The organism is Mesorhizobium australicum WSM2073 (assembly GCF_000230995.2).
Lineage (GTDB): Bacteria > Pseudomonadota > Alphaproteobacteria > Rhizobiales > Rhizobiaceae > Mesorhizobium > Mesorhizobium australicum.
The window spans coordinates 1,511,916-1,531,412 of sequence record NC_019973.1; the positions used below are offsets into that span (position 1 = coordinate 1,511,916).

At 63.3% G+C, this 19,497-nt stretch carries 19 protein-coding genes; 11 read left to right on the top strand and 8 right to left on the bottom strand.

Annotated features, from left to right (window positions below; genetic code table 11):
* Positions 1 to 36: 36 nt before the first annotated feature.
* Together MESAU_RS07235 and MESAU_RS07240 are read left to right on the top strand one after the other, a co-directional pair.
* Positions 37 to 363 (top strand): ElaB/YgaM/YqjD family protein, encoded by a 327-nt coding sequence (locus MESAU_RS07235; protein WP_015315401.1) that lies wholly within the window; start codon positions 37 to 39, stop codon positions 361 to 363.
* Positions 364 to 373: 10 nt separating this feature from the next.
* Positions 374 to 850: a hypothetical protein gene (locus MESAU_RS07240; protein WP_015315402.1), complete on the top strand. Its 477-nt coding sequence runs from the start codon at positions 374 to 376 to the stop codon at positions 848 to 850.
* Positions 851 to 873: 23 nt separating this feature from the next.
* Here MESAU_RS07240 and MESAU_RS07245 read toward each other — a convergent pair whose 3' ends face one another.
* Complete coding sequence (locus MESAU_RS07245; RefSeq protein WP_015315403.1) at positions 874 to 2,406, bottom strand: sensor histidine kinase; 1,533 nt, start codon at positions 2,404 to 2,406, stop codon at positions 874 to 876.
* Positions 2,407 to 2,551: 145 nt separating this feature from the next.
* Between MESAU_RS07245 and MESAU_RS07250 the strand changes: the two genes are divergently transcribed.
* Positions 2,552 to 2,752, top strand: a complete 201-nt coding sequence (locus MESAU_RS07250; RefSeq protein WP_015315404.1) for a hypothetical protein — start codon at positions 2,552 to 2,554, stop codon at positions 2,750 to 2,752.
* A gap of 29 nt (positions 2,753 to 2,781) precedes the next feature.
* Here MESAU_RS07250 and MESAU_RS07255 read toward each other — a convergent pair whose 3' ends face one another.
* Positions 2,782 to 3,702, bottom strand: coding sequence for a diacylglycerol/lipid kinase family protein (locus MESAU_RS07255; protein WP_015315405.1), 921 nt, complete (start codon positions 3,700 to 3,702; stop codon positions 2,782 to 2,784).
* A 286-nt stretch (positions 3,703 to 3,988) separates the two neighbouring features.
* Here MESAU_RS07255 and MESAU_RS07260 point away from each other — a divergent pair, with 286 nt between their 5' ends.
* Entirely contained in the window at positions 3,989 to 5,293 is a 1,305-nt protein-coding gene (locus MESAU_RS07260) for a PRC-barrel domain-containing protein (RefSeq protein WP_015315406.1), read from the top strand.
* A 65-nt stretch (positions 5,294 to 5,358) separates the two neighbouring features.
* On the opposite strand, the gene MESAU_RS07265 is transcribed toward MESAU_RS07260, so the two are convergent.
* Positions 5,359 to 6,918 carry an alkaline phosphatase family protein gene (locus MESAU_RS07265; protein ID WP_015315407.1) on the bottom strand — a complete coding sequence of 520 codons (1,560 nt, stop codon included), beginning with the start codon at positions 6,916 to 6,918 and terminating at the stop codon, positions 5,359 to 5,361.
* Between the two features lie 227 nt (positions 6,919 to 7,145).
* Here MESAU_RS07265 and MESAU_RS07270 point away from each other — a divergent pair, with 227 nt between their 5' ends.
* The 4 genes from MESAU_RS07270 (at position 7,146) to MESAU_RS07285 (ending at position 10,211) form a co-directional block, all read left to right on the top strand.
* The gene (locus MESAU_RS07270; RefSeq protein WP_015315408.1) at positions 7,146 to 8,078 is read left to right on the top strand and encodes a VOC family protein; all 933 of its coding nucleotides are present in this window, start codon (positions 7,146 to 7,148) and stop codon (positions 8,076 to 8,078) included.
* Positions 8,079 to 8,082: 4 nt separating this feature from the next.
* A complete protein-coding gene (locus MESAU_RS07275) occupies positions 8,083 to 8,703 on the top strand; it encodes an alpha/beta hydrolase (protein WP_015315409.1) in 621 nt (206 codons plus the stop codon).
* Between the two features lie 2 nt (positions 8,704 to 8,705).
* Positions 8,706 to 9,005, top strand: a complete 300-nt coding sequence (locus tag MESAU_RS07280) for a GNAT family N-acetyltransferase (RefSeq protein WP_015315410.1) — start codon at positions 8,706 to 8,708, stop codon at positions 9,003 to 9,005.
* 147 nt (positions 9,006 to 9,152) lie between these two features.
* Positions 9,153 to 10,211: a dipeptidase gene (locus MESAU_RS07285; RefSeq protein ID WP_041163305.1), complete on the top strand. Its 1,059-nt coding sequence runs from the start codon at positions 9,153 to 9,155 to the stop codon at positions 10,209 to 10,211.
* Positions 10,212 to 10,217: 6 nt separating this feature from the next.
* On the opposite strand, the gene MESAU_RS07290 is transcribed toward MESAU_RS07285, so the two are convergent.
* The 4 genes from MESAU_RS07290 to MESAU_RS07305 are packed head-to-tail and all read right to left on the bottom strand — an operon-like array spanning position 10,218 to position 14,928.
* Entirely contained in the window at positions 10,218 to 10,478 is a 261-nt protein-coding gene (locus MESAU_RS07290) for a hypothetical protein (protein ID WP_015315412.1), read from the bottom strand.
* 2 nt (positions 10,479 to 10,480) lie between these two features.
* Positions 10,481 to 11,713 (bottom strand): aminomethyl transferase family protein, encoded by a 1,233-nt coding sequence (locus tag MESAU_RS07295; protein WP_041163656.1) that lies wholly within the window; start codon positions 11,711 to 11,713, stop codon positions 10,481 to 10,483.
* Between the two features lie 43 nt (positions 11,714 to 11,756).
* Positions 11,757 to 13,322, bottom strand: coding sequence for a phytoene desaturase family protein (locus MESAU_RS07300; RefSeq protein WP_015315414.1), 1,566 nt, complete (start codon positions 13,320 to 13,322; stop codon positions 11,757 to 11,759).
* Positions 13,309 to 14,928, bottom strand: coding sequence for a phytoene desaturase family protein (locus MESAU_RS07305; protein WP_015315415.1), 1,620 nt, complete (start codon positions 14,926 to 14,928; stop codon positions 13,309 to 13,311). The genes MESAU_RS07300 and MESAU_RS07305 overlap by 14 nt, the downstream gene beginning before the upstream one ends.
* Before the next feature lie 364 nt (positions 14,929 to 15,292).
* Here MESAU_RS07305 and betI point away from each other — a divergent pair, with 364 nt between their 5' ends.
* Genes betI through MESAU_RS07320 form a run of 3 tightly spaced genes read left to right on the top strand, consistent with a single transcriptional unit; the run spans position 15,293 to position 18,417 of the window.
* Positions 15,293 to 15,985 carry a transcriptional regulator BetI gene (betI, locus tag MESAU_RS07310; protein WP_015315417.1) on the top strand — a complete coding sequence of 231 codons (693 nt, stop codon included), beginning with the start codon at positions 15,293 to 15,295 and terminating at the stop codon, positions 15,983 to 15,985.
* A 42-nt stretch (positions 15,986 to 16,027) separates the two neighbouring features.
* Positions 16,028 to 17,110, top strand: a complete 1,083-nt coding sequence (locus MESAU_RS07315; protein ID WP_015315418.1) for an ABC transporter substrate-binding protein — start codon at positions 16,028 to 16,030, stop codon at positions 17,108 to 17,110.
* Complete coding sequence (locus MESAU_RS07320; protein WP_015315419.1) at positions 17,107 to 18,417, top strand: flavin monoamine oxidase family protein; 1,311 nt, start codon at positions 17,107 to 17,109, stop codon at positions 18,415 to 18,417. Before MESAU_RS07315 ends, MESAU_RS07320 begins: the two co-directional genes overlap by 4 nt.
* Here MESAU_RS07320 and MESAU_RS07325 read toward each other — a convergent pair.
* On the bottom strand, positions 18,381 to 19,454 hold the full coding sequence (locus MESAU_RS07325) for an ABC transporter ATP-binding protein (protein WP_041163306.1): 1,074 nt from the start codon (positions 19,452 to 19,454) through the stop codon (positions 18,381 to 18,383). The genes MESAU_RS07320 and MESAU_RS07325 overlap by 37 nt on opposite strands.
* Between the last annotated feature and the right edge of the window lie 43 nt (positions 19,455 to 19,497).

A 19,497-nucleotide genomic window follows, 5' to 3' on the forward strand; every position in this document is an offset into this window, starting at 1 on the left:
CGCGTTTGAAATCGAGCAATCACAAGGAGTTAAGCAATGGCCACCGTCGCAGGGAAGACAGCCAACGAAGCGCGGACGAATCCGGATCTGGAAGCCGACATCAGGCAGCTGAAGGCCGATATCGACAAGCTCACCAAGCAATTGGCCAAGACCGGTGAACACGGCTACGGCACTGCGCGGCGCGCGGCAGCCGAAGGCGTCGAACAGTTGCGCGCCCAAGGGGAGGCCGCCTTCGACAGCTTGCGCGGTAATGCCAGGGATATCGAGGCGCAGATGGTGGCAAGCGTACGCGAAAAGCCGGTGACGTCGCTGGCTATCGCCGCGGGCGTCGGCTTCCTGTTCGCGCTGCTCACGCGTCGCTAGTTCCGCCGAGATGGGACTGCTGGCATCGTTGCTCTCGGGTTTCGCCTCGGGCGAAACCGTGGCCGCCATACGTCGAGCACGGACGGCGGCCATCGTCTATATGCTTGCCGCGCTGGCGGTGTTTTGCGGTATCGGCTTCCTGGTCGGCGCGGCCTATATCTGGGCATCGGCCCGCTATGGATCGCTGGCGGCGGCGATTGGTTTCGGTGTCGGCTTTCTGGTCATCGCAGGCCTTGTTCTTTTGACCCATCGGCTGATGTCGGGCACGCGGATGCGCCGCGAGGCTAGGCGGCGCAAGACCGACATGAAAGCGATCGGCATTACGGCCGCGCTCGCTGTGCTTCCGGCATTGCTCAAAGGTGGGCTCAAGGGAAAAGGTGGGCTCGGGGTTATTCTTGGTCCGGCCGTGGCACTCGCGGCCTATGCCATCTACCGCGAGAATGTGAAGTCCGACACCGACCACCACCCGGATGCCGGCGAGGGGTAGTCGCGCCGGCGGCCATGCTCACGTCATCTCGACAGATATTCCAGCGGCATCGATATTTCGGCGAAGACCCCATCGCGCCGGAATTCGTGGGTTACTTCGCTCGAAATGACCTTGGCCAGGCTGCGCCGGATGAGGATCGAGCCGAAGCCTTGCCGCTCGGGCGGCGCTACTTCAGGACCGCCGCTTTCGCGCCAGGTGAACACCAGGCGCCTGTCACCATTCTTGCCTTGCGCTTTCCAGTCGAGATCAACCTTGCCTGACGCAACCGACAGTGACCCATACTGCAGCGCGTTGCTGGCCAGTTCGTGCAAGATCAGCCCGAGGCCGACGGCCTGATCGGGCGACAGCAGCAGATCGGCGCCCGAGATTGCCAGCCGCGGCTGGGCGGCGTTGTCGAAAGGCCTGATCTCGATCTGGACGAGTTCGCGGATGCCGATACCGCGCCACTCGCGGTCGGACAGCAGGCCATGGGCGATACCCAGGGCTTGAAGCCGGGCGCTGAAGGCTTTGAGGAATTCGCTCGGCTGGCGGGCATGGCGCACGGTCTGCGTCGCCACCGCTTGGACCGTCGCCAGCGTGTTCTTGACCCGGTGGTTGAGTTCACGCAGCAGGAGCCGTTGCCGTTCGTCACCGAGCTTGCGTTCCGAAATGTCGTAGTTGACGCCGAAAATCAGCGTCGGCTTGCCTTCGCCATCGCACTCGATGACACGGCCGCGCGTGGCCACCCATCGCGGTGGATGGAAGCCATTCACCCGGTATTCGCCAAAATAGTCGTCACTGCCGGTCAAGGCATCACGAAAGCTGGTTTCGGTCTGGTGGACGTCGCGTGGATCGATGGCTGTCAGAACATCGCGGGCCCGCAACCGTGTCGAGCGCGGCAGGTTGAACAATTCCGGCAATCGGACGTCGCAGTCGATGACGTCGGTGCGGACGTCCCAGGCCCAACTTGCCAGCGAAGCAGCATCGAGGGCGACGGCGCGCCGCTTTTCCTCGCGCGCGAGCGCGGCTTCGGCGACAGCGCCAGTGCGGGTCGCGTGCTTCAGGGTGAACAGGCTGCCGGCGAGGCCGGCGAGCGTTTTCAACTGGTCCAGCTTGGACCGGGACGGGTGGGCACACGGCTTGCGGTGCATGACGCACAGGGTTCCGATCCGCGCTCCCGCGACAATGATCGGGACGCCGGCATAGAAGCGCACATGATGCTTGCCGGTCACCAGCGGATTGGCGTGGAAACGCTGGTCGGCCGCTGCGTCCGTCACCACCATCGGCTCATCGCCAGCGGCGATGGCGTGCGCACAGAAGGAAATGGCTGTCGTAATCTGTGTTTCTTCCATGCCAGAACAGGATTTGAACCATTGCCGATCGAGGTCGACAAGTGTGACCAGGGCGATTGGCGCGCGCATCACGGCGGCGGCAAAGCCGCCGATGCGGTCGAAATCCGGGTCGGCCGCCGTATCCAGCATCTCAAGCCAGTGCAGCACGGCCAGCCGGTGCTCGTCGTGCACGGCGCGCGCAACCTCGGCCGGCAGACCGGCTGCTGTTTCCACCCTGCTATTCAAACCAAGTTCCCGTGACTTGTCTTGATGTCCTCGCCGTCGCCGGCCCGGGACAGCCCTGCAGCCGGAACCATCCTTGCGAGGGACCGTTACCCGAGCGTGATTTGCCGATCGCGTCAGCCGACGCGAAACCAGACGAGGACCCGCCATGGCTAGGAACATTCCCGAAAACAAAGCGCGTCAGGGGCGGTGGGGCTGGCATGGGTTCCGAATCCTGATCGCCGGACTGCTCCTGGTGCTCGTCGCCTGGGGCGTCGCCGAGATCTACGGCGTGTTGATCAAGGCGCCGAACAGCGACGAGCAACATGTCCCCACGCCGCCGAGCACCGGTCCGGCGCCATCCGGCTGAAGTCAGCACCCTGATGGCTTCATACAGCATCAGGCGGCTTTCACCTGGGCGACGCTGGCCGGCACCAGCACATTGAGCGCTCCAGGTTTGATTTCGATCGTCGTCTCACGATCGAGCCTGACCAGTTCGCCGTCCATGACGGCACGGAATTTCCTGCCGCCGGAATGAATTTTGAGGGTCACCCTGTCGGCCTGGTGGATTTCGACATGTTCGTTGTCACGCCACTTGCCGCGCGCCACGTTGAACAAAAACTTGACCAGTTCGGCGCGCTGCTGCGCTACCGTGACGTAAATGCCGAGCACGCCACCGGCCGGATTGTCGGCATAGGGCAGGTGACCTTCGCCGAAGAGATTGTTGGTCACGCCGAGGCCGGATATGCGGGCAGTCATCTCCGCTTCACCGATGCCGAGCGTGACCTTCATTGCCGGCGGGTTCTTGATCGTCGCCCAGGCTGCCTTGGCGGAAGCGCCGATCTTGCCCAGGCGTGAGCCGAATTCCATGCCCTGGCGCAGCTGCACCATCTTGGCATGCATGCCGATCGAGAACTGATGAACGAAAGGCTGGCCATTGGCCGTAGCCATGTCGACCGCGATGACTTCGCCGTCGGCGAAGGATTTCAGCGCCGCATCGAGCGACTGCGGAATACCAAGGCCGCGCGCAAACAGGTTCATGGTGCCGGCCGGCAATATGGCGAGCGCCTTTTTCCTGCCCATCAGCCTGGCGGCCGCGGCCGAGATGGTGCCGTCACCGCCTCCGGCGAGCACGACGTCGACGGTGCGGCGCGACGCAGCGCTGTCGAGGGTGTCCACGACGTCCTTGCCGGCAACGATGTCGATGCTGAGAGAGTGGCCCGCCGATTCCAGCGTCTGACGCATCCGGTCCGAAAAGGCGGCGAGATCGGTGGTGCGCAAGGTGCCGCCGTCCCGGTTCAGCACCGCTGCGAATTTCATGCCCCGCTCCGCTGCTCACTTCAAACCGGCCGGGGTACCCCAGCCGACGGCTGAAACGCGTCAGACCGGGAATAGTTCCGGCAGGGCGGAAACTCCGGCCAGACCCAGGTTTTCGGCAATGGGCAGTCAGATCCGCTTCTTGGGTTTTGGCTTCGGCCATCGCGGTTTTTGTCGGAACAACAGCATGGTCACGACGTTGTGAACCTGCAGAGATGTCGCGTCCGATCCCCAGCGAGGGATTCAACCGGGCGCGGCATGACGAAATCAGGCACGAGGAGAGACTATCATGATCCGCACCCTTTTAGCGACGACCGCCCTTGCGACAATGGTTGCAACCGGCGCCTTCGCGCAGAGCGCTGCAACCCCAGCCCCCGCGAACCAGCCCGCCGCCCAGGAGCCGGCCGCGACGGCGCCGGTACCGCGCGCTGAAGGCAGCATCGTCACCAACATCATCGGCGAAACCGTCTACAATGGCACTGGCGACAATGCCGAGAATATCGGCAAGGTCACTGACGTGGTCTTCGACAAGGACGGCATGGCGAAATCCGTCGTCATCGGCGTAGGCGGTTTCCTTGGCGTGGGAACCAAGAATGTCGCCTTCGACTACGACAAGCTGCAATGGGCCGAGAAGAACGGCGATCGCTGGCTGGTGGCGCAGACCACCAAGGATGAACTGAAGGCGCATCCGGAGTTCGACAGCAAGGCTTACGCGCCGGCCCCGGCCGCAGCGACGACCGCACAGGCGCCGGCCACATCGACCGACACCGCGCAGCAGTCCACGAACGCCGAGCCGGTCAAACAGGCTGATGGCAACCTGGCCACAAACATCATCGGTGAAAATGTCTACAACGGCACCGGCGATGACGCCCAGAAGATCGGGGATGTGAACGACATCGTGCTGACCAAGGAAGGCAAGGCGCAGTCGCTGATTATTGGCGTCGGCGGGTTCCTGGGCATGGGCGAAAAGAACGTGGCTTATGATTTCGCCAAGGCGCAGTGGGCACAGAAGAACGGCGACCGCTGGCTGGTGGCGCAGACCACCAAGGAAGAGCTGCAGGCGCAGCCGGATTTCAACCGCAAGGCCTATGATCCGGCGCCGGCAACGACGGCATCCAATGAACCGGCGCCAACCGCGCCCGCAGCGGCGCCGTCCGCCGCGACAGCTCCCGCCGCCGCTCCGGCGGACAAGACCGCGGCGGCGCCGGCTGACGCCACGGCTCCTGACCAGACACAGACCGCGGCCATCGACAAGTCCAAGCTTACCGAGATGCCGGTTGGAGAGATCAGGGGCGACGACCTGAAGGGCACGACGGTCTATGGCGCCAACGACGCCAAGGTCGGTGAGATCGGCGATGTGGTGCTGACGCCCGACAAGAAACCCGACGCCGTGATCGTCGATGTCGGCGGCTTCCTCGGCATTGGCGAGAAGGAGGTCGCGGTCGGCATGGATAATTTGAAGTTCATGACCGACAAGAACGGCAAGAAGTACCTTTATACGACCTTCACCAAGGAGCAACTCGAGAAGCAAGCGGCTTACGACAAGGGCTCCTACGCCCAGAAGCGGGACGAGCAGCGTCTGATCGTCCGGTAGGCAAGGATTCTTCGTTAGGCAAGATGCTTCGATAGGCAAGGATCCAGGGCGGTAGGGTAATCCCCCTACCGCCCTGCTTGCGATCTGGAATATCCAGCCACCCCGTTTTCCGTCAGTTCCAAAAGGGCAAGCGACTGGTCGAGATGTTCGGCCCGCCAGGCGAGCAGCCTTTCGGCGAATTCCAGCCGGGTCGAACGATGTGCCGGGCTGCCGGCGAGGTTCTTCAATTCGCCAGGGTCGTCCTCCATGTCGAAAAGCAGCGGCGGCAGGCCGCCGCCAAAATGCACGTACTTGAATTTCTTCGTGCGGATGACAGCGAGGTTGCACTGGCGCGAGGTGATGCCGAAGTGCCGTTCGGCTTCACCGCCGGCGATCGAGCGAAAGTCGAACTCCCAGTGCGCGGCGTCGCGCCAAATGGCGGGCGTTCCACCGCTCAGGAAGGGTTTCAGCGAGCATCCGTCAAGGTGCGGTTCGGGAGCCACGCCGAGCAGGTCGATGAGCGTAGGCAAAATGTCCACCGCTTCGGTGAAGCGATCGACAGCGCTGCCGGCAGCCTTGCGGTGGCGTGGATCGCGGATGATCAGCGGGATATGGTAGCTGCCGTCGAAATAGCCGCCCTTGCCCAGCATGAAGTGGTCGCCCATCATTTCAGCATGGTCGGAGGTGAGCACGATGATGGTGTTGTCCCACGCGGCTTCGGTCTTCAGCGCTTGCCACAGGCGGCCGAGCTGCGCGTCCACCTCCGAGATCATGCCGTAATAGATCGCTCGGATGCGGCGGAAATCATCCTCGCTCCAGTCGTGCACTTTCCCCGTGGCGCCGGGGCGGAACTTCGCTCGTTTTTGGCGATCGAGATCATAGGCGACGTAGGGGTGGCCCTGAGATTCGGCGCGCCAACTTTCCGCGCGGTGAAAAGCGGGGCCGTCCGCGGGATCGTATTGAGTGTTGTACGGTTCCGGTACGATGAAGGGCGGATGCGGGCTGATAAAGGAAAGATGCGCAAACCACGGCGTGGCCTCGTCCTGCTCGCCCAGCCAGCGGATGAACTCGCCGGCAAGGAAGGCCGTCGGCGTCTGGTCCCTGGAGTAGACGGGTGGCGCTTCGGTCACCGCACCGTCGACCTCGCCCACCGGACGATGAATGTCAGGACTTCCAGTGCCGGCATCGATGCCTTGCTGCTTCAGCCAGGACAGCCACTGCTTCTGATGTTCGGGCAGCAATTGGCGCGCCGTGAAGCCGGGCAGAACACCCTCATAGCTGTGCAACCGCGGATCGGCCGGTGCAAGCTGGCGCGGATCGAGCGACACATCGGTATAGCCGAACAAGGTCGGATCGTAACCGACGCTGCGCGCGGCGAGCGCAATATTGCCATGGCGGGCGTCGAGCGGCGTGCCGTTGCGGCAGACACGATTGTTCATCTGATAGAGGCCGGTGTAGAGGCAGGCACGGGCCGGTGAGCAAGGCGCCGCGCCGCCGTAATGGCGCTTGAACAGCACGCCGTCGGCGGCCAGCGCATCGGCATTCGGCGTCTTCACCTGGGGATGGCCGACAGCCGACAGGCAATCGCCGCGCCACTGGTCGCAAGTGATGAGAAGGACATTTGGCCGCCTGCCTTTTCCAGTCACTTGCGCTTACCCCTCTCCAGCACGTTCGAATGCGCACATGGAACCGATTCCATCCACCGCGCAAGACCAGGGCTGTTTGCTAAACGGTGAACAAGGATCTTTCGATTGTTCACTTTTAAGGCACAGTCCATCCTGTGTTTGCCGCCTTTGCCATACTCGCTCGTATCCTCATATTGGCGTGGAGAGCGGCGAGGGCCGCACAAACACCAAGGGAAGGAGCAGAGACCATGCTCGACCAAATCAAGGGCCTGCATCACGTCACCTCGATGGCCAGGGATGCACGGCAGAACAATGATTTCTTCACCCACAAGCTCGGCCTGCGCCGGGTCAAAAAGACCGTCAATTTCGACGCGCCCGACGTCTACCATCTCTATTATGGCGATGAGGCCGGCACACCCGGTTCGGTGATGACCTATTTCCCGTTTCCCAACATCGGCAAGGGCCGTCCTGGCGTCGGCGAAGTCGGCACCACGGTCTATTCCGTGCCGGAAGGCACGCTCGCCTCTTGGGAAAAACGCTTCATCGACGAAGGCGTAACCAATGTCGCCCGCGAGGAAAGCTTTGGCGAGAAGCGGCTCGCATTTGCCGGTCCGGATGGCGATGGCTTTGCACTGGTCGAGGACAAGACCGACGGCAGAGCGCCGTGGGTGAAGGGCGGTATTGCCGCGGACGAGGCGATCCGCGGCTTTCACTCGGTTTCGCTGAGGCTGAAGGATGGCGGCGCCACCGAGGAGCTGTTGAAGTTCATGGGTTACGAGGAGGTCGACAAGTCAGGCAATGTCAGGCGGCTCGCCGTCAAGAACGGCAATGGCGCCGATTTCGTCGATATCGAAACGCTGCCGACCGCACCCTTCGCCGATCTCGGCGCCGGCTCCGTTCATCATGTCGCCTTCGCCGTCGAGAATCGCGCCAAGCAGCTCGAAGTGCGCAAGGCGCTGATGGATACGGGCTATGGGGTGACGCCGGTGATCGACCGCGATTATTTCTGGGCGATCTATTTCCGCACGCCGGGCGGCGTGCTGTTCGAAGTCGCCACCAATGAGCCGGGTTTCGACAAGGACGAGGACACCGCCCATCTCGGCGAGGCGCTGAAGCTGCCGACGCAGCATCAGCATCTGCGGCCGTATCTCGAACAGCATCTGCAGAAGCTGGAGGGTTGAGACGATGAGCAAGGACGCTTACGCCCACAAGGTGCTGCCTGGTTCGCCGGGTGGTCCGCTGCTTTTCGTCTTCCATGGCACAGGCGGCGACGAGAGCCAGCTTGTCTCGCTGGGGCGCGATCTCGCGCACCAGGCCACCATCGTCTCGCCGCGCGGCGATGTGTCGGAGCAAGGTGCCGCGCGCTTCTTCCGCCGCACCGGCGAGGGCGTCTATGACATGGACGACCTGGCGCGGGCCACGGCCAAGATGGCGGGCTTTGTCCAGGCCCATGTCGAGGCGGCGAAGCCATCGGCCGTGCTCGGCCTCGGCTATTCCAATGGCGCCAACGTCCTGGCTTCGCTGGTGTTCGAAACCCCTGACCTGTTCGACGCCACAGTGCTGATGCATCCGCTGATCCCGTTCGAGCCGCAGGTGAAGGGCAGCCTTGCCGGTCGTCACATCCTGGTGACTGCCGGCAGGCGCGATCCGATCTGCCCGCCGAACCTGACGGCGCGGCTCGAAGCCTATTTGCGCGCCGACGGAGCCGATGTCACAGTGGAGTGGCACGAAGGCGGGCACGAGGTGCGGCCAAACGAAATCGAAGCGGCGCGGCGGCTTTTCGCCACCATCGCCCAAGGAGTGTAGAGATGCCCGATCAATTGCCAGAGATCGAACTTGAAGATCGCGGCTCCAAGGGTCGCTACGTCCTGCGCGGTGCAGGCGGTGCCGAGGCGGAGATGACCTTCACCAAGATCGGCGAGCACCAGCTGATCATCGATCACACCGAAGTGCCGGACGCCTTTCGCGGCCAGGGCGCCGGGCTTCGGCTCGTCACCCGCGCCGTCGAGGACGCGCGGGCAGCAGGCAAGAAGATCATCCCGCTCTGCCCGTTCGCCAACGCCCAGTTCCGCCGTCACCCGGAATGGGCGGATGTGCTGAAGCAGTAGGGTCCGCAAGCACAAAGCGGATGTGTAGGAACAGAGCTAAACGGGCGGCCATTGCCGTCCTGTTGGCTTTGTAATTTGCCCCGGCGGCACATCTTGCCTAGATATGATATATCGCCCTGCCGACAAACAGACCGAATGATCCCCCATATGACCGAAACAGACCTCGTCCCCGTCTTTGACGGCCACAACGACACGCTGCTGCGTTTGCACCAGGCGAAAGACGCGGACGTCGAGAAGCTGTTCATCGAACGGAAATCGGGCGGCCATATCGACTTGCCGCGCGCCAGGGCCGGCGGATTCGCCGGCGGCATGTTCGCCATCTTCCCGCCGCCGGTCGAGAAAGCGCGGCGCAGCGCCGTGCCTTCGGCGCCGAGCGACAGCGAACCGCTGCCGCCCGAGGTGCCGCGCGCCGATGCGCTCAACTCGACGATCGCGATGGCGTCCATCCTGTTCCGGCTGGAGCGTGCCGGTGCATTGGCGATCTGCCGCAGCGCCGGCGATGTGCGCAATGCCATGGCGCAAGGCACGATTGCCGCGGTGTTCCACATCGAAGGCGTCGAGGCGATCGATCCCGAACTCACCATGCTCGACGTGCTGCATGCCGCGGGCCTGCGCTCGCTCGGCATCGTCTGGAGCCGGCCCAATGCGTTCGGTCACGGCGTGCCGTTCCGCTTTCCGTCCTCGCCGGATACCGGTCCGGGCCTGACCGATGCCGGCAAGGCGCTGGTCAAGGCCTGCAATGAACTGAGGATCATGATCGATCTCTCGCATCTCAACGAGAAGGGTTTTCGCGACGTCGCAGCGCTTAGCGATGCGCCGCTGGTCGCCACCCATTCCAACGTGCATGCGATCTGCGGCCATTCGCGCAACCTCACCGACTGGCAGCTCGGCGCGATCCGCGACTCCGGCGGCATGGTCGGGTTGAACTTCGCCACCGGCTTCCTGCGCGAGGACGGCCGCATGAATGCCGATACCAGCCTCGACATCATGGTGCGCCATATCGATTCCCTGCTGCAGGCTTTGGGCGAGGATGGCGTCGGTCTCGGTTCGGATTTCGACGGCGCCATGATCCCGGCCGTCATCGGCGACGTCGCCGGTCTGCCGAAACTCATCGATGCGCTGGCGGCGCGCGGTTTTGGCCGGGCGCTGATCGAAAAGATTGCCTACCGCAACTGGCTAAGCATGCTGGAAAGAACGATAGGTTAGGACGCCTTATTCGAAGCCCATGCGCTTCAGCCAGTCCTTGCCGACGCCGCGATCGCGAATGATCGGCAGCGGGTTTTCCGCATCGAGCCGAGCGCAAATGCGATAGACCTCCAGCGTCTCGGCGCTCATCTCGCCGCGCTTGTAGAAGAACATGGCGGCGGCATAGCGCGTGCGGCCGGACCATTTCTCGCCGAGCGGCGTGTTGACCAGTTCCCACTGTTCGGCGGCTTCACCTTCTTCCTGTTGCTTGCCCGCTTCCTCGGTCATGGTCAGAAATCCGCCGGCGGATTGGCGGTACGCCGGTCGAGCTTGATGAAAGGTCGCGCCACCACCTTGGCCCGTTTCATCAGCTTCTGGTACTGCAGCTCGCGCATGGCGTAGATCTCGACCCAGAGATCTTCCACGACAGTATCACCATAGGGCCGCGCCAGCGAGGCGATGGCGATGTTGCGCTTGGCCATCGGCGACCACATGGCGGCGCTGACCAGGCCGACCTCCTGGCTCTCTCTGTGATAGACGATCGCGTGTTCGGCCGGGATGTTGCCTTCGATCTCCAGTCCGACGAGGACATGCCGAAGCTTGCGTTTGGCGCGGGCCTCGAGGATGGCGCGGCGGCCATTGAAATGGCCCTTCTCCAGATCGATCATGAAGCCGAGCCCGATCTCGTCGGGCATGCGCGAGCGGTCGGCGCGGATGGCATGCTCGGCGGTGGTGAAATCGGCATTGGCGACGATCAGCCCAGCCTCGAGACGGGCACGGTTGAGGGCGGTGTAGCCGATTGCCCTGATGCCGCGCAGCTCCCCAGCTGTCATCAGTCGGTCCCACAGGCTCAGCGCCTTTTCGGCCGGGACGAACAGTTCGTAACCGAGATCGCCGGTAAAGCCGGTGCGTGAAATGATGGCCGTGCCGCCGTCGTGCGGGAATTCGGCAAGGTCGAATATTTTCAGCCTCTCGACACCGGCAAAACCGGCGTCGCGCAGCACAGCGAAGGATGTGGGCCCCTGCAAGGCGAGCCCGGCGACGGCCTCGGTCTCTTCCTCGACGATGACGTCGAAACCAAGGGCGCTGTCCAGCAGCCACGGCAGATGCCGCTCCTGCGAACACAGCCGGAAGCGGGTCGGCGAAAGTCGGAACAGCGTCCCGTCGTCCAGCACAAAACCCTCGTCGTCACACCAAGCGGTGTAATGAACGCGGCCGGTCCTGAGCTTGGTGACATCGCGCAAGGTGACGCGGTCGAGGAAGGCCTGGGCATCCGGTCCTTCGATCCGGTATTTGGTCATCGGCGAGATGTCGAAGAGTGCTGCCTGACTGCGGATGGCGAAATATTCGAGCTCCTCGTCCCAAAGCGAATGCGGCGCGCGGTAGCCGGCCCAATTGTACCAGTCCTGGGTCTTGGCCAGCGCGTCGAGGCGCGGCTGGAACGGCGTGCCGAGGCGCAGCGTGCGGAAGTGGGATTGGGCTGCGATGCGGGCTGTCAACGGAATGGAGGCTTGATGGGTCATGATGGCGCCATGGAGTGCAGCGTCGGCCAGTTGAGACATCAAGTCACCCCTTCATCGCAATGACGCGCCGCGCGGCATTCAATCCTGGCGCACCCGAAACTCCGCCACCAGGATGCGAACCCGCGCCGGCCAGGAACAACCCGTCGAGCGGCGTGTCGTAGCCCGACCAACCGGAGACGGGACGCGAGATCAGCATCTGATCGGCCTGCAACTCACCGTGGTGCCAGTGGCCACCCGGCATGCGGTAGCGCTTCTCGATGTCCGCAGGGGTGAGCAGTTCGGCATGAATCACCGTCTTGCCGATGCCAGGCGCATAGGCTTCCAACTGGGCCATGATTGCCTCGAGGAATTTCGGCTTGCCGGCATCCCAGCTCTCTTTCAACCGATAGGGCGCGTATTGCACCACGGCGGACAGCACGCAGGCGCCGTCGGGCGCGAGCGACGGATCGGCGAGACTGGGCAGCGTAATTTCCATCACCGGCTCGGGCGAGAACTCGCCATATTTGGATGGATTGAAGGCACGTTCGACGTGGTCGGGAGAGGACGCGATCACCAGTCGGCCCTTATGGCCGGCGGCGTCGACACCGGCAAACCGCGGCGGCCGGTCGAGCGCCAGATGGAGCTTGGCGGCATCGCCCCTCATGCGGATGTTTTTCACTTTGCGCACGAAGCCGGTGTCGATCTCGCGCGGTCCGACGAGATCGAGGAAGGTGGTCGTCGGATTGATGGCCGAGACGATCGTTCGGGCGCGAAGCTCCTCGCCATTGTCGAGGGCAACGCCGACGGCGCGGCCTTTCTCGACAATGATCCTGGCGACGGGCATCGATGCGCGGATCATGACGCCAGCCTTTTCGGCAGCCGTGCGGATGGCGGCGACCACCGCGCCCATGCCGCCCTTTGGCAGCCATTGCGCTCCGGCAACACCGCCGCTCTCTCCGCTCAGACGATAATAGAGGCCGAGCAGCGAGGTCGGCGAGCGCGGGCCGAGATGGCTGCCGAGCGTGGCGTCGAAGGCGAGCAGCCCCTTCAGCCTGCCGTCGGCGAGTTGTTCGTCAAGCAAGTCGGCAACGTTCATCAAAAGCACGCGCAGGAAGTCGCGCATGTCTTCCTTGCCAAGTTTCTTCAGCGCCACCGCGGTGTGGCCGAGCGAAGCGGCCTCCAGCAGCGACATGCCGCCGAGATCGGGCGGCCGGCGCGACAGGAAGGGTTTCAGGATGCCGGCATAGCGCAGCAGTTGTTCGCGTAGTTCCTTCCAGGCGGACTGTTCCGACGAACTGGCGCCGGTCAGCACCTCGCCATAAGCGCCATGCAGGACAAGCGGCGGTCCATCTTTCGACAATGCGACCGACGGCAGGAAGTCGGCGCGAGCGATCTGCAGCCCGTGCTTTTCCAGCTCCAGCGTTTTCACCACATCGGGATGCAGCCGGTTCAACACATGCGCGATGGACGAAGCGCGAAAACCGGGCGCAAATTCCTCGGTCCGCGCGGCGCCGCCGGGTTCGGCTCCTGCTTCCAGCACCAGCACCTTGCGGCCGGCCTTCCCCAGCGTGGCGGCAGCGACAAGCCCGTTGTGGCCGCCGCCGATAACGATGGCATCAGATGACGTCATGGGCCGGGCTCATATGCGAGGTGGATTTTGCGAGATCGCGCAGGATTTCGGCGGCTGCGTTGCGGCCGGGCGCACCCATCACGCCGCCGCCGGGATGGGTCGAGGAGCCGCATATATAGAGGCCGCCGACCGGCGACCGATACTGCGCGTAACCGGGCACCGGGCGGTTGAACAGCAGCTGGTCAAAGGTCAGCTCGCCCTGAAAGATGTTGCCTTCGGTGAGGCCGACCTCGGCCTCGATCTCGCGTGGCGTGCGCACCTCCATATGGACGATGCGGTCGCGGAACCCGGGTGAATAATCCGATATCTGCGCAATCACGCTTTCAGCAAAACCGTCACGATCGGCGTCCGTCCACTCGCGACCAGCGATCTTGGGCGGAGCGTACTGAACGAAGCAGCTCATGAAATGCTTCCCTGGCGGCGCCATGGTCGGGTCGAGCGTCGTCGGGATGACCATGTCGAGGAACGGATCGGCGGACCAGCGGCCGGCCTTCCAGTTGTCATAGGCGCGCTCCATGCGCTCCATCGAATCGGTGAAATGCATGTCGCCGCGATAGACCGGCGAATCCTTCGGCAGCGCCGGGAATTCCGGCAGCGAATCGAGTGCTATGTTGACCTTTCCCGAGGATCCGCGAATCTTGAAGTTCTTCACCCGGCGCAGGAAGATGTCGGGCAGTTCCTTCTCTTCGACCAGCTTCAGGAAAGTGCGCTTCACGTCGGCATTGGAGACGACCAGCTTGCCGTAAATCTCCTCGCCGCTGGCCAGCACGACGCCCCTGGCCTTGCCACGGCTCAGCAGCACATGGTCGACCTCGGCGCCGGTGCGTATGGTTCCACCCGAGGCCTTGAACGAGGCGGCCAGCGCCTTGGTCACGGCGCCCATGCCGCCGCGCGCATAGCCCCAGGCGGCAACCGATCCATCGACCTCGCCCATATAGTGGTGCAGCAGCACGTAAGCGGTGCCGGGCGACATCGGCCCGAGTGCCGTGCCGATGATGCCAGACAGGGCGAAGTTCGCCTTGATGACGTCGGTCTCGAAATATTCGTCGAGGAACTCAGAGATAGACATGGTCCAGAAGCGCAGCGTCAGTGCCATTTCCTCGGCGGAGAGATCCGCGAATTTCTTGCCGAGATAGAGCAGTTCGCCGAGGTCGCGCGGGCACAGGCTGGTTGGGTCCGGCGCGGTGCGCATCAACAGCGGCTGGATGAAGCGGCACTGCCGCGTCACGTCGCGGGCGTAGCGGTCATAGGCCTCGGCATCCCTTTTGGAGAAACGAGCGAATTCCCGCCGGTGCGCGTCGTGGTCGCGATAATTGGCGAGATAGTCGCCATCCCGGGTGAACACCGCGCCGCCCTCATAGGAGATGACTTGCAGGCCGAAGCGGGGGAGCTCCAGATCGCGCATGATCTCGGGTCGGAACAGCGAGCAGACGTAGGAGCAGTTGGAGTAGAGGAAGCCCGGCGTCAGTTCCCTGCTTGTGGCGGCGCCTCCGACCCAGTCGTTCTTCTCCGCAACCAGCACGTCGAGGCCGGCGCGCTGCAGGTAACAGGCGTTGACCAGGCCGTTGTGTCCGCCGCCGATGATGATCGCATCCCAAGCTTTCATTGTGGCCCAGTGCTCATCTGCGTCCCGCTCTTCATTTCTGCGTGAACTGTCCCCTAATGCGTGGAATTTGGCACGGCACCAGCCATTGTGTCCAGCCATACTGAATGAATGTTCAACAAATGATATTGCGTTTTTCCGGACATGAGTTACGCTTTGCCGACGTTCGAACCCAGTAATCCGTCCATTGGGAACCGAGGCTGATGATTGAAATGGCAGACGTCACCCCGGAATATGACGTGGCCGCCATCATGGGCTGGGAGGCCATGCAGAAGGTGCTTGACAGTGCGAGCACCGTCCCACTCATCTTCGCGGGTGGAAGCCGGATGCAAAGGGATAGCCGGCGACGCTGGAGACCATCACACGCATGAAAACGGCAGACGCCAGGGACGCGCTTCTTGAACCGGCGCGGAAAGCCGAATCCGAGAAGCGCGGGCGCAAGGCCTCCAAGGAGGTCAGGCAGCTTCAGCTCATCGAGGCGACGATCGATTCGCTCGCCAAGCGCGGCTATTCGGAAACGACGATGGCCGATGTCGCCGACGGCGCCGGCCTGTCGCGCGGCATCGTCAATTTCCATTTCGAGAGCAAGGAAAAGCTGCTCGTCGCGACGCTGCAATATATGTACGACGAGTATTCCGCGCACTGGCGCAATGCCTTGCAAAAGGCAGGAGACGATCCCGCGCGTCAACTCCAGGTTCTCGTCGCGGCCGATTTCGACCGCTCCATCTGCAACAAGCGCAAGCTTGCCGCATGGTGCGCCTTCTGGGGAGAGGCCAAGTCGCGGCCGACCTACCAGGCGCTGAGCAGCGCGCGGGATGCCGTTTACCAGAATATATTCATCGACCTGTGCGCGGCTCTGAAACAGAGCGGCGGCTACGCCTATGAGCCGCAGGTCATGGCGCTGGCGCTCAGCGCCATGCTGGAAGGCTTGTGGCTGCGGTTGATGATGGGAACCGAGGACACCACGCGGGAGACCTCCTTGCAGGCGGCCAATGAATTCCTGTCGGCGGCTTTTCCGAAACACTACCCGCTGAAGGCCGCCAGCCCAACGAGATCATAAGAAGAGACGAAACCATAAGAAACCGCAGAGGATGGAACAGCAATGAAGACACTGACAAGGCGCCTGACGCTGACGCTCGCGCTGGCGGGAACACTGGCGGTTTCGGCCGCGGCGCTGGCGATCGCGGCCGACAAGGATCTGATCGTGTTCGACTGGTCAGGCTATGAGGATCCGAGCTTCCACCCGAAATATGTCGAGAAAAACGGCGATTCGCCGACCTTTGCCTTCTTCGGCGATGAGGACGAGGCGTTCGAAAAGGTCCGTTCCGGCTTCAAAGCCGACCTTGGCCATCCCTGCTCGCAGAGCGTGACGAAGTGGCGCGAGGCGGGCCTGCTGCAACCGCTCGATACCTCGAAGATCACGGGCTGGAAGGACCTCAATCCCGGCATCATGGCGATGAAAAATCTCGCCACGACGGAGGACGGGAAAGCCTGGTTCATGCCCTGGGACTGGGGCAACACGCAGCTTACCTACAACTCCTCCAAGATCGACGAAAAGGACGTGCAGTCGCTGAAGGCGTTCGCCGATCCGAAGTTCAAGGGCCGCGTTTCGATCGGCGACAATGTCGACGATGCCTATGCGCTGGCGAGCCTTGCCATCGGTCTGAAGGACTGGACCAAGATGACCGACGACCAGTTCAAGCAGGCCTCCGACTTCCTGCGTCAGGTGCACAAGAACGTGCGCTCCTACTGGACTGATACCACCGACGTCGTCCAGCTTCTGAGCGGTGGCGAAGTCGATCTCGCCTGGGCCTGGAACGATGCGACCGTACAGTCGGTCGCTGCCGGCGTGCCGATCAAGTCTAAGAAGGACACGGCGGAAGGCATCTCGACCTGGGTGTGCGGCTACGTGCTGTTCAAGGATGCGCCCGGCAATACCGACAAGGCTTATGACTATCTCAACGCGGTCAACGATCCGGAGACCGCCAAGGTGCTGGTCAAGGACTGGGGCTACGGCCAGGCCAACGCCAAGGGCATGGCCGGCGTCGATCAGGCCATCCTGAAGGAAAAGGGCTATGACGACGTGCAGAAATTCGTCGACAAGACACTGTTCCAGCAGCCGCTCCCGTCAGATCTCAAGCTCAAGATGATCGCCGAGTTCGAGAAGATCAAGGCTGGCTATTGAACGACAAGACAGAAAGAACCGACGTCGTCATCGTCGGCGCCGGCTTCACCGGGCTGTCGGCGGCGCTCGAGCTGAAGAGGGCCGGCGTCGGCTTGCTGCTGCTCGAGGCACGCGACCGCGTCGGTGGGCGGGTCGAGGCTATGTGGAACGGGCTTGGCGAGCGCATCGACAGCGGCGGCCAGTTCCTGTGCGAGGACATGCCGCAGCTGATGGAACTGGCCCAGGCTCGCGGCAAGACCTTCGTCGAGACTTATGTCGAGGGCGATTTCATCACTTGCCCGTCAATGTCGGTCGGCCGGGCCGAACGGACCTATCACGCCTCGATGGCGATCCGCGAACGCATGAACAGCATCGAGCCCAACGATCCCGCCATTGCGGGATTGACCGTTGCCGAGTGGCTGGAGCGGCAGGATGACGTGGGCGAGGTCAAGGCGGCCTTCCGGTCGATGATCGAGGGCCTGTGGTGCCTGGCATTGGAGAGGGTGCCGCTCTGGTATCTGATCGACAATGACCGGCGTATCACCAATGAGGTGCCGGAGCTGCAATATTCCCTGCGCGAGACCATGCAGTCGTTGGCCGATGATCTGGCGGAGGACCTCGGCGGCCGGGTGAGGCTCGGTGAACCTGTCACCCGCATCGAATACGGTCCGCCAGGGGTTCGTGTCGTCTCGAGCAATAGCGTGATCGAAGCGCGAGAAGTTCTGGTCGCCGTGCCGCCGGCGACAGCCGCGAAGCTCGATTTTACGCCCGCCTTGCCGGCAGCCCTGGAAGCGGCGCTCGGCGCCTGGGAAAGCGGCGCGGTGATCAAGGTCCTGGTGCGCTATCCCAAGCCGTTCTGGCGCGAGCGGGATTTGAGCGGGATGGTGATGTGGCGCGATCTGCCGGGGCTGTTTGCCTGCGACGCCAGCAGGGATCCCGATCATGCGGCGCTTGTCGTCTTCGTTGGCGGACCGCTGGCGCTGCGCTGGCACGAACTCGGCGAGTCGGATCTGCGGACGCAGGTGACGACGGAGCTTGTGGAGGCGCTCGGTCCGGAGGCGGCGGATGTTCTCGATTTCAACCGCCGTGACTGGACGCATGATCGCTGGAGCGGCGGTGCCTATAGCGACCTGATCGTCGATGTGTCGGCGAGGGGTGCCGAGGCCACCATTCTTGCCGGCGCACCGCCGGTGCATTTCGCGTCGTCGGAATTGGCGCCGTCATTCCCGGGCTATGTCGAGGGCGCGATCGTGGCCGGGCGTATCGCGGCGCGCAGGATCATCGCCGGAGTTCAGTCGGCCATCGCGACCAACGCTTCCGGATCATAGGCGAGGCGGATCGAGGTGCCGACTGGAATGTCATCGGCGCCGAAATCGTTGGTCTCGGTCACCGAGAGCGGCTTCTCCAGGCCAGGGATTTCGACGATCAGATGGGTGATCTCGCCGAAATAGTGGCGTTCCACCACCTTGCCGGCGACCTCGAACTTGGCTGTCGCGTTGTCCCACAGCACGCGCAGGCGCTCCGGTCGGATGCCGAGCGTCGCGCCGCCGCCATTGCGCACGAAAGCCTTCGGCTTGTCGGTCTTGATACGGCCGAAACCCAGCGTGTCGACGATCAGCGAGGCGCCGTTCTCCTCGACGATCTCGGCCTTGACGAAATTCATGCCGCCAAGGAAGTCGGCGACCTGGCGGTTTACCGGGCGCTGGTAGATTTCCTTCGGGGAGGCGACCTGCGCGATCTTGCCGCCGAACATCACGGCGATGCGATCGGACATTGCGAGCGCTTCATACTGATCGTGGGTGACCAGGACGAAGGTAATGCCGACGGCCTGCTGCAGGCGGCGCAGTTCGACCTGCATCTGCTCGCGCAGCTTCTTGTCGAGCGCCGACAGCGGCTCGTCGAGCAAAAGCACCTTAGGTCGCATCACCAGGGCGCGGGCGAGCGCGACGCGCTGCCGCTGGCCGCCGGAAAGCTCCGTGGCAAGCCGCTTGCCGAGGCCGGTGAGCGAGACCTGCGCCAGCGCCTCCTCGACCCGGCGCTTCTCTTCGTCACCCTGCAGCTTCAACCGCTTCAGCCCGTAGGCGACGTTCTGCTCGACATTGAGGTGCGGGAAGATCGCGTAGCTCTGGAACACCATGTTGGTCGGCCGGCGGTTAGCCGGTATGCCTTCCATGGGCTGGCCGCCAACCGCGATCGAACCGCTGGTCGGATTGTCGAAGCCGGCGATCATGCGCAAAAGCGTGGTCTTGCCGCAGCCCGACGGGCCGAGCAGCGAGAAGAACTCGCCTTCCCTGATGGTCAGGGAGGCGTCGTCCAGCGCCTTGAACGCCCCATAGCTGCGGGTGACATTGCGGATCTCGATCATCGATCTTTCGGATTGGATCCTGTCCGCGTGAGGGCGCTCGATC

What these genes read in the sequence shown, in the direction of transcription:
- MESAU_RS07290 (WP_015315412.1), bottom strand. Translation starts at nt 10,478, where the DNA reads ATGACCGAGGAAGCGGGCAAGCAACAGGAAGAAGGTGAAGCCGCCGAA.
- MESAU_RS07315 (WP_015315418.1), top strand. Translation starts at nt 16,028, where the DNA reads ATGAAGACACTGACAAGGCGCCTGACGCTGACGCTCGCGCTGGCGGGA.
- MESAU_RS07255 (WP_015315405.1), bottom strand. Translation starts at nt 3,702, where the DNA reads ATGAAATTCGCAGCGGTGCTGAACCGGGACGGCGGCACCTTGCGCACC.
- MESAU_RS07325 (WP_041163306.1), bottom strand. Translation starts at nt 19,454, where the DNA reads ATGATCGAGATCCGCAATGTCACCCGCAGCTATGGGGCGTTCAAGGCG.
- MESAU_RS07285 (WP_041163305.1), top strand. Translation starts at nt 9,153, where the DNA reads ATGACCGAAACAGACCTCGTCCCCGTCTTTGACGGCCACAACGACACG.
- MESAU_RS07305 (WP_015315415.1), bottom strand. Translation starts at nt 14,928, where the DNA reads ATGAAAGCTTGGGATGCGATCATCATCGGCGGCGGACACAACGGCCTG.
- MESAU_RS07295 (WP_041163656.1), bottom strand. Translation starts at nt 11,713, where the DNA reads ATGACCCATCAAGCCTCCATTCCGTTGACAGCCCGCATCGCAGCCCAA.
- MESAU_RS07235 (WP_015315401.1), top strand. Translation starts at nt 37, where the DNA reads ATGGCCACCGTCGCAGGGAAGACAGCCAACGAAGCGCGGACGAATCCG.
- MESAU_RS07250 (WP_015315404.1), top strand. Translation starts at nt 2,552, where the DNA reads ATGGCTAGGAACATTCCCGAAAACAAAGCGCGTCAGGGGCGGTGGGGC.
- MESAU_RS07240 (WP_015315402.1), top strand. Translation starts at nt 374, where the DNA reads ATGGGACTGCTGGCATCGTTGCTCTCGGGTTTCGCCTCGGGCGAAACC.
- MESAU_RS07260 (WP_015315406.1), top strand. Translation starts at nt 3,989, where the DNA reads ATGATCCGCACCCTTTTAGCGACGACCGCCCTTGCGACAATGGTTGCA.
- MESAU_RS07300 (WP_015315414.1), bottom strand. Translation starts at nt 13,322, where the DNA reads ATGACGTCATCTGATGCCATCGTTATCGGCGGCGGCCACAACGGGCTT.
- betI (WP_015315417.1), top strand. Translation starts at nt 15,293, where the DNA reads ATGAAAACGGCAGACGCCAGGGACGCGCTTCTTGAACCGGCGCGGAAA.
- MESAU_RS07280 (WP_015315410.1), top strand. Translation starts at nt 8,706, where the DNA reads ATGCCCGATCAATTGCCAGAGATCGAACTTGAAGATCGCGGCTCCAAG.
- MESAU_RS07275 (WP_015315409.1), top strand. Translation starts at nt 8,083, where the DNA reads ATGAGCAAGGACGCTTACGCCCACAAGGTGCTGCCTGGTTCGCCGGGT.
- MESAU_RS07270 (WP_015315408.1), top strand. Translation starts at nt 7,146, where the DNA reads ATGCTCGACCAAATCAAGGGCCTGCATCACGTCACCTCGATGGCCAGG.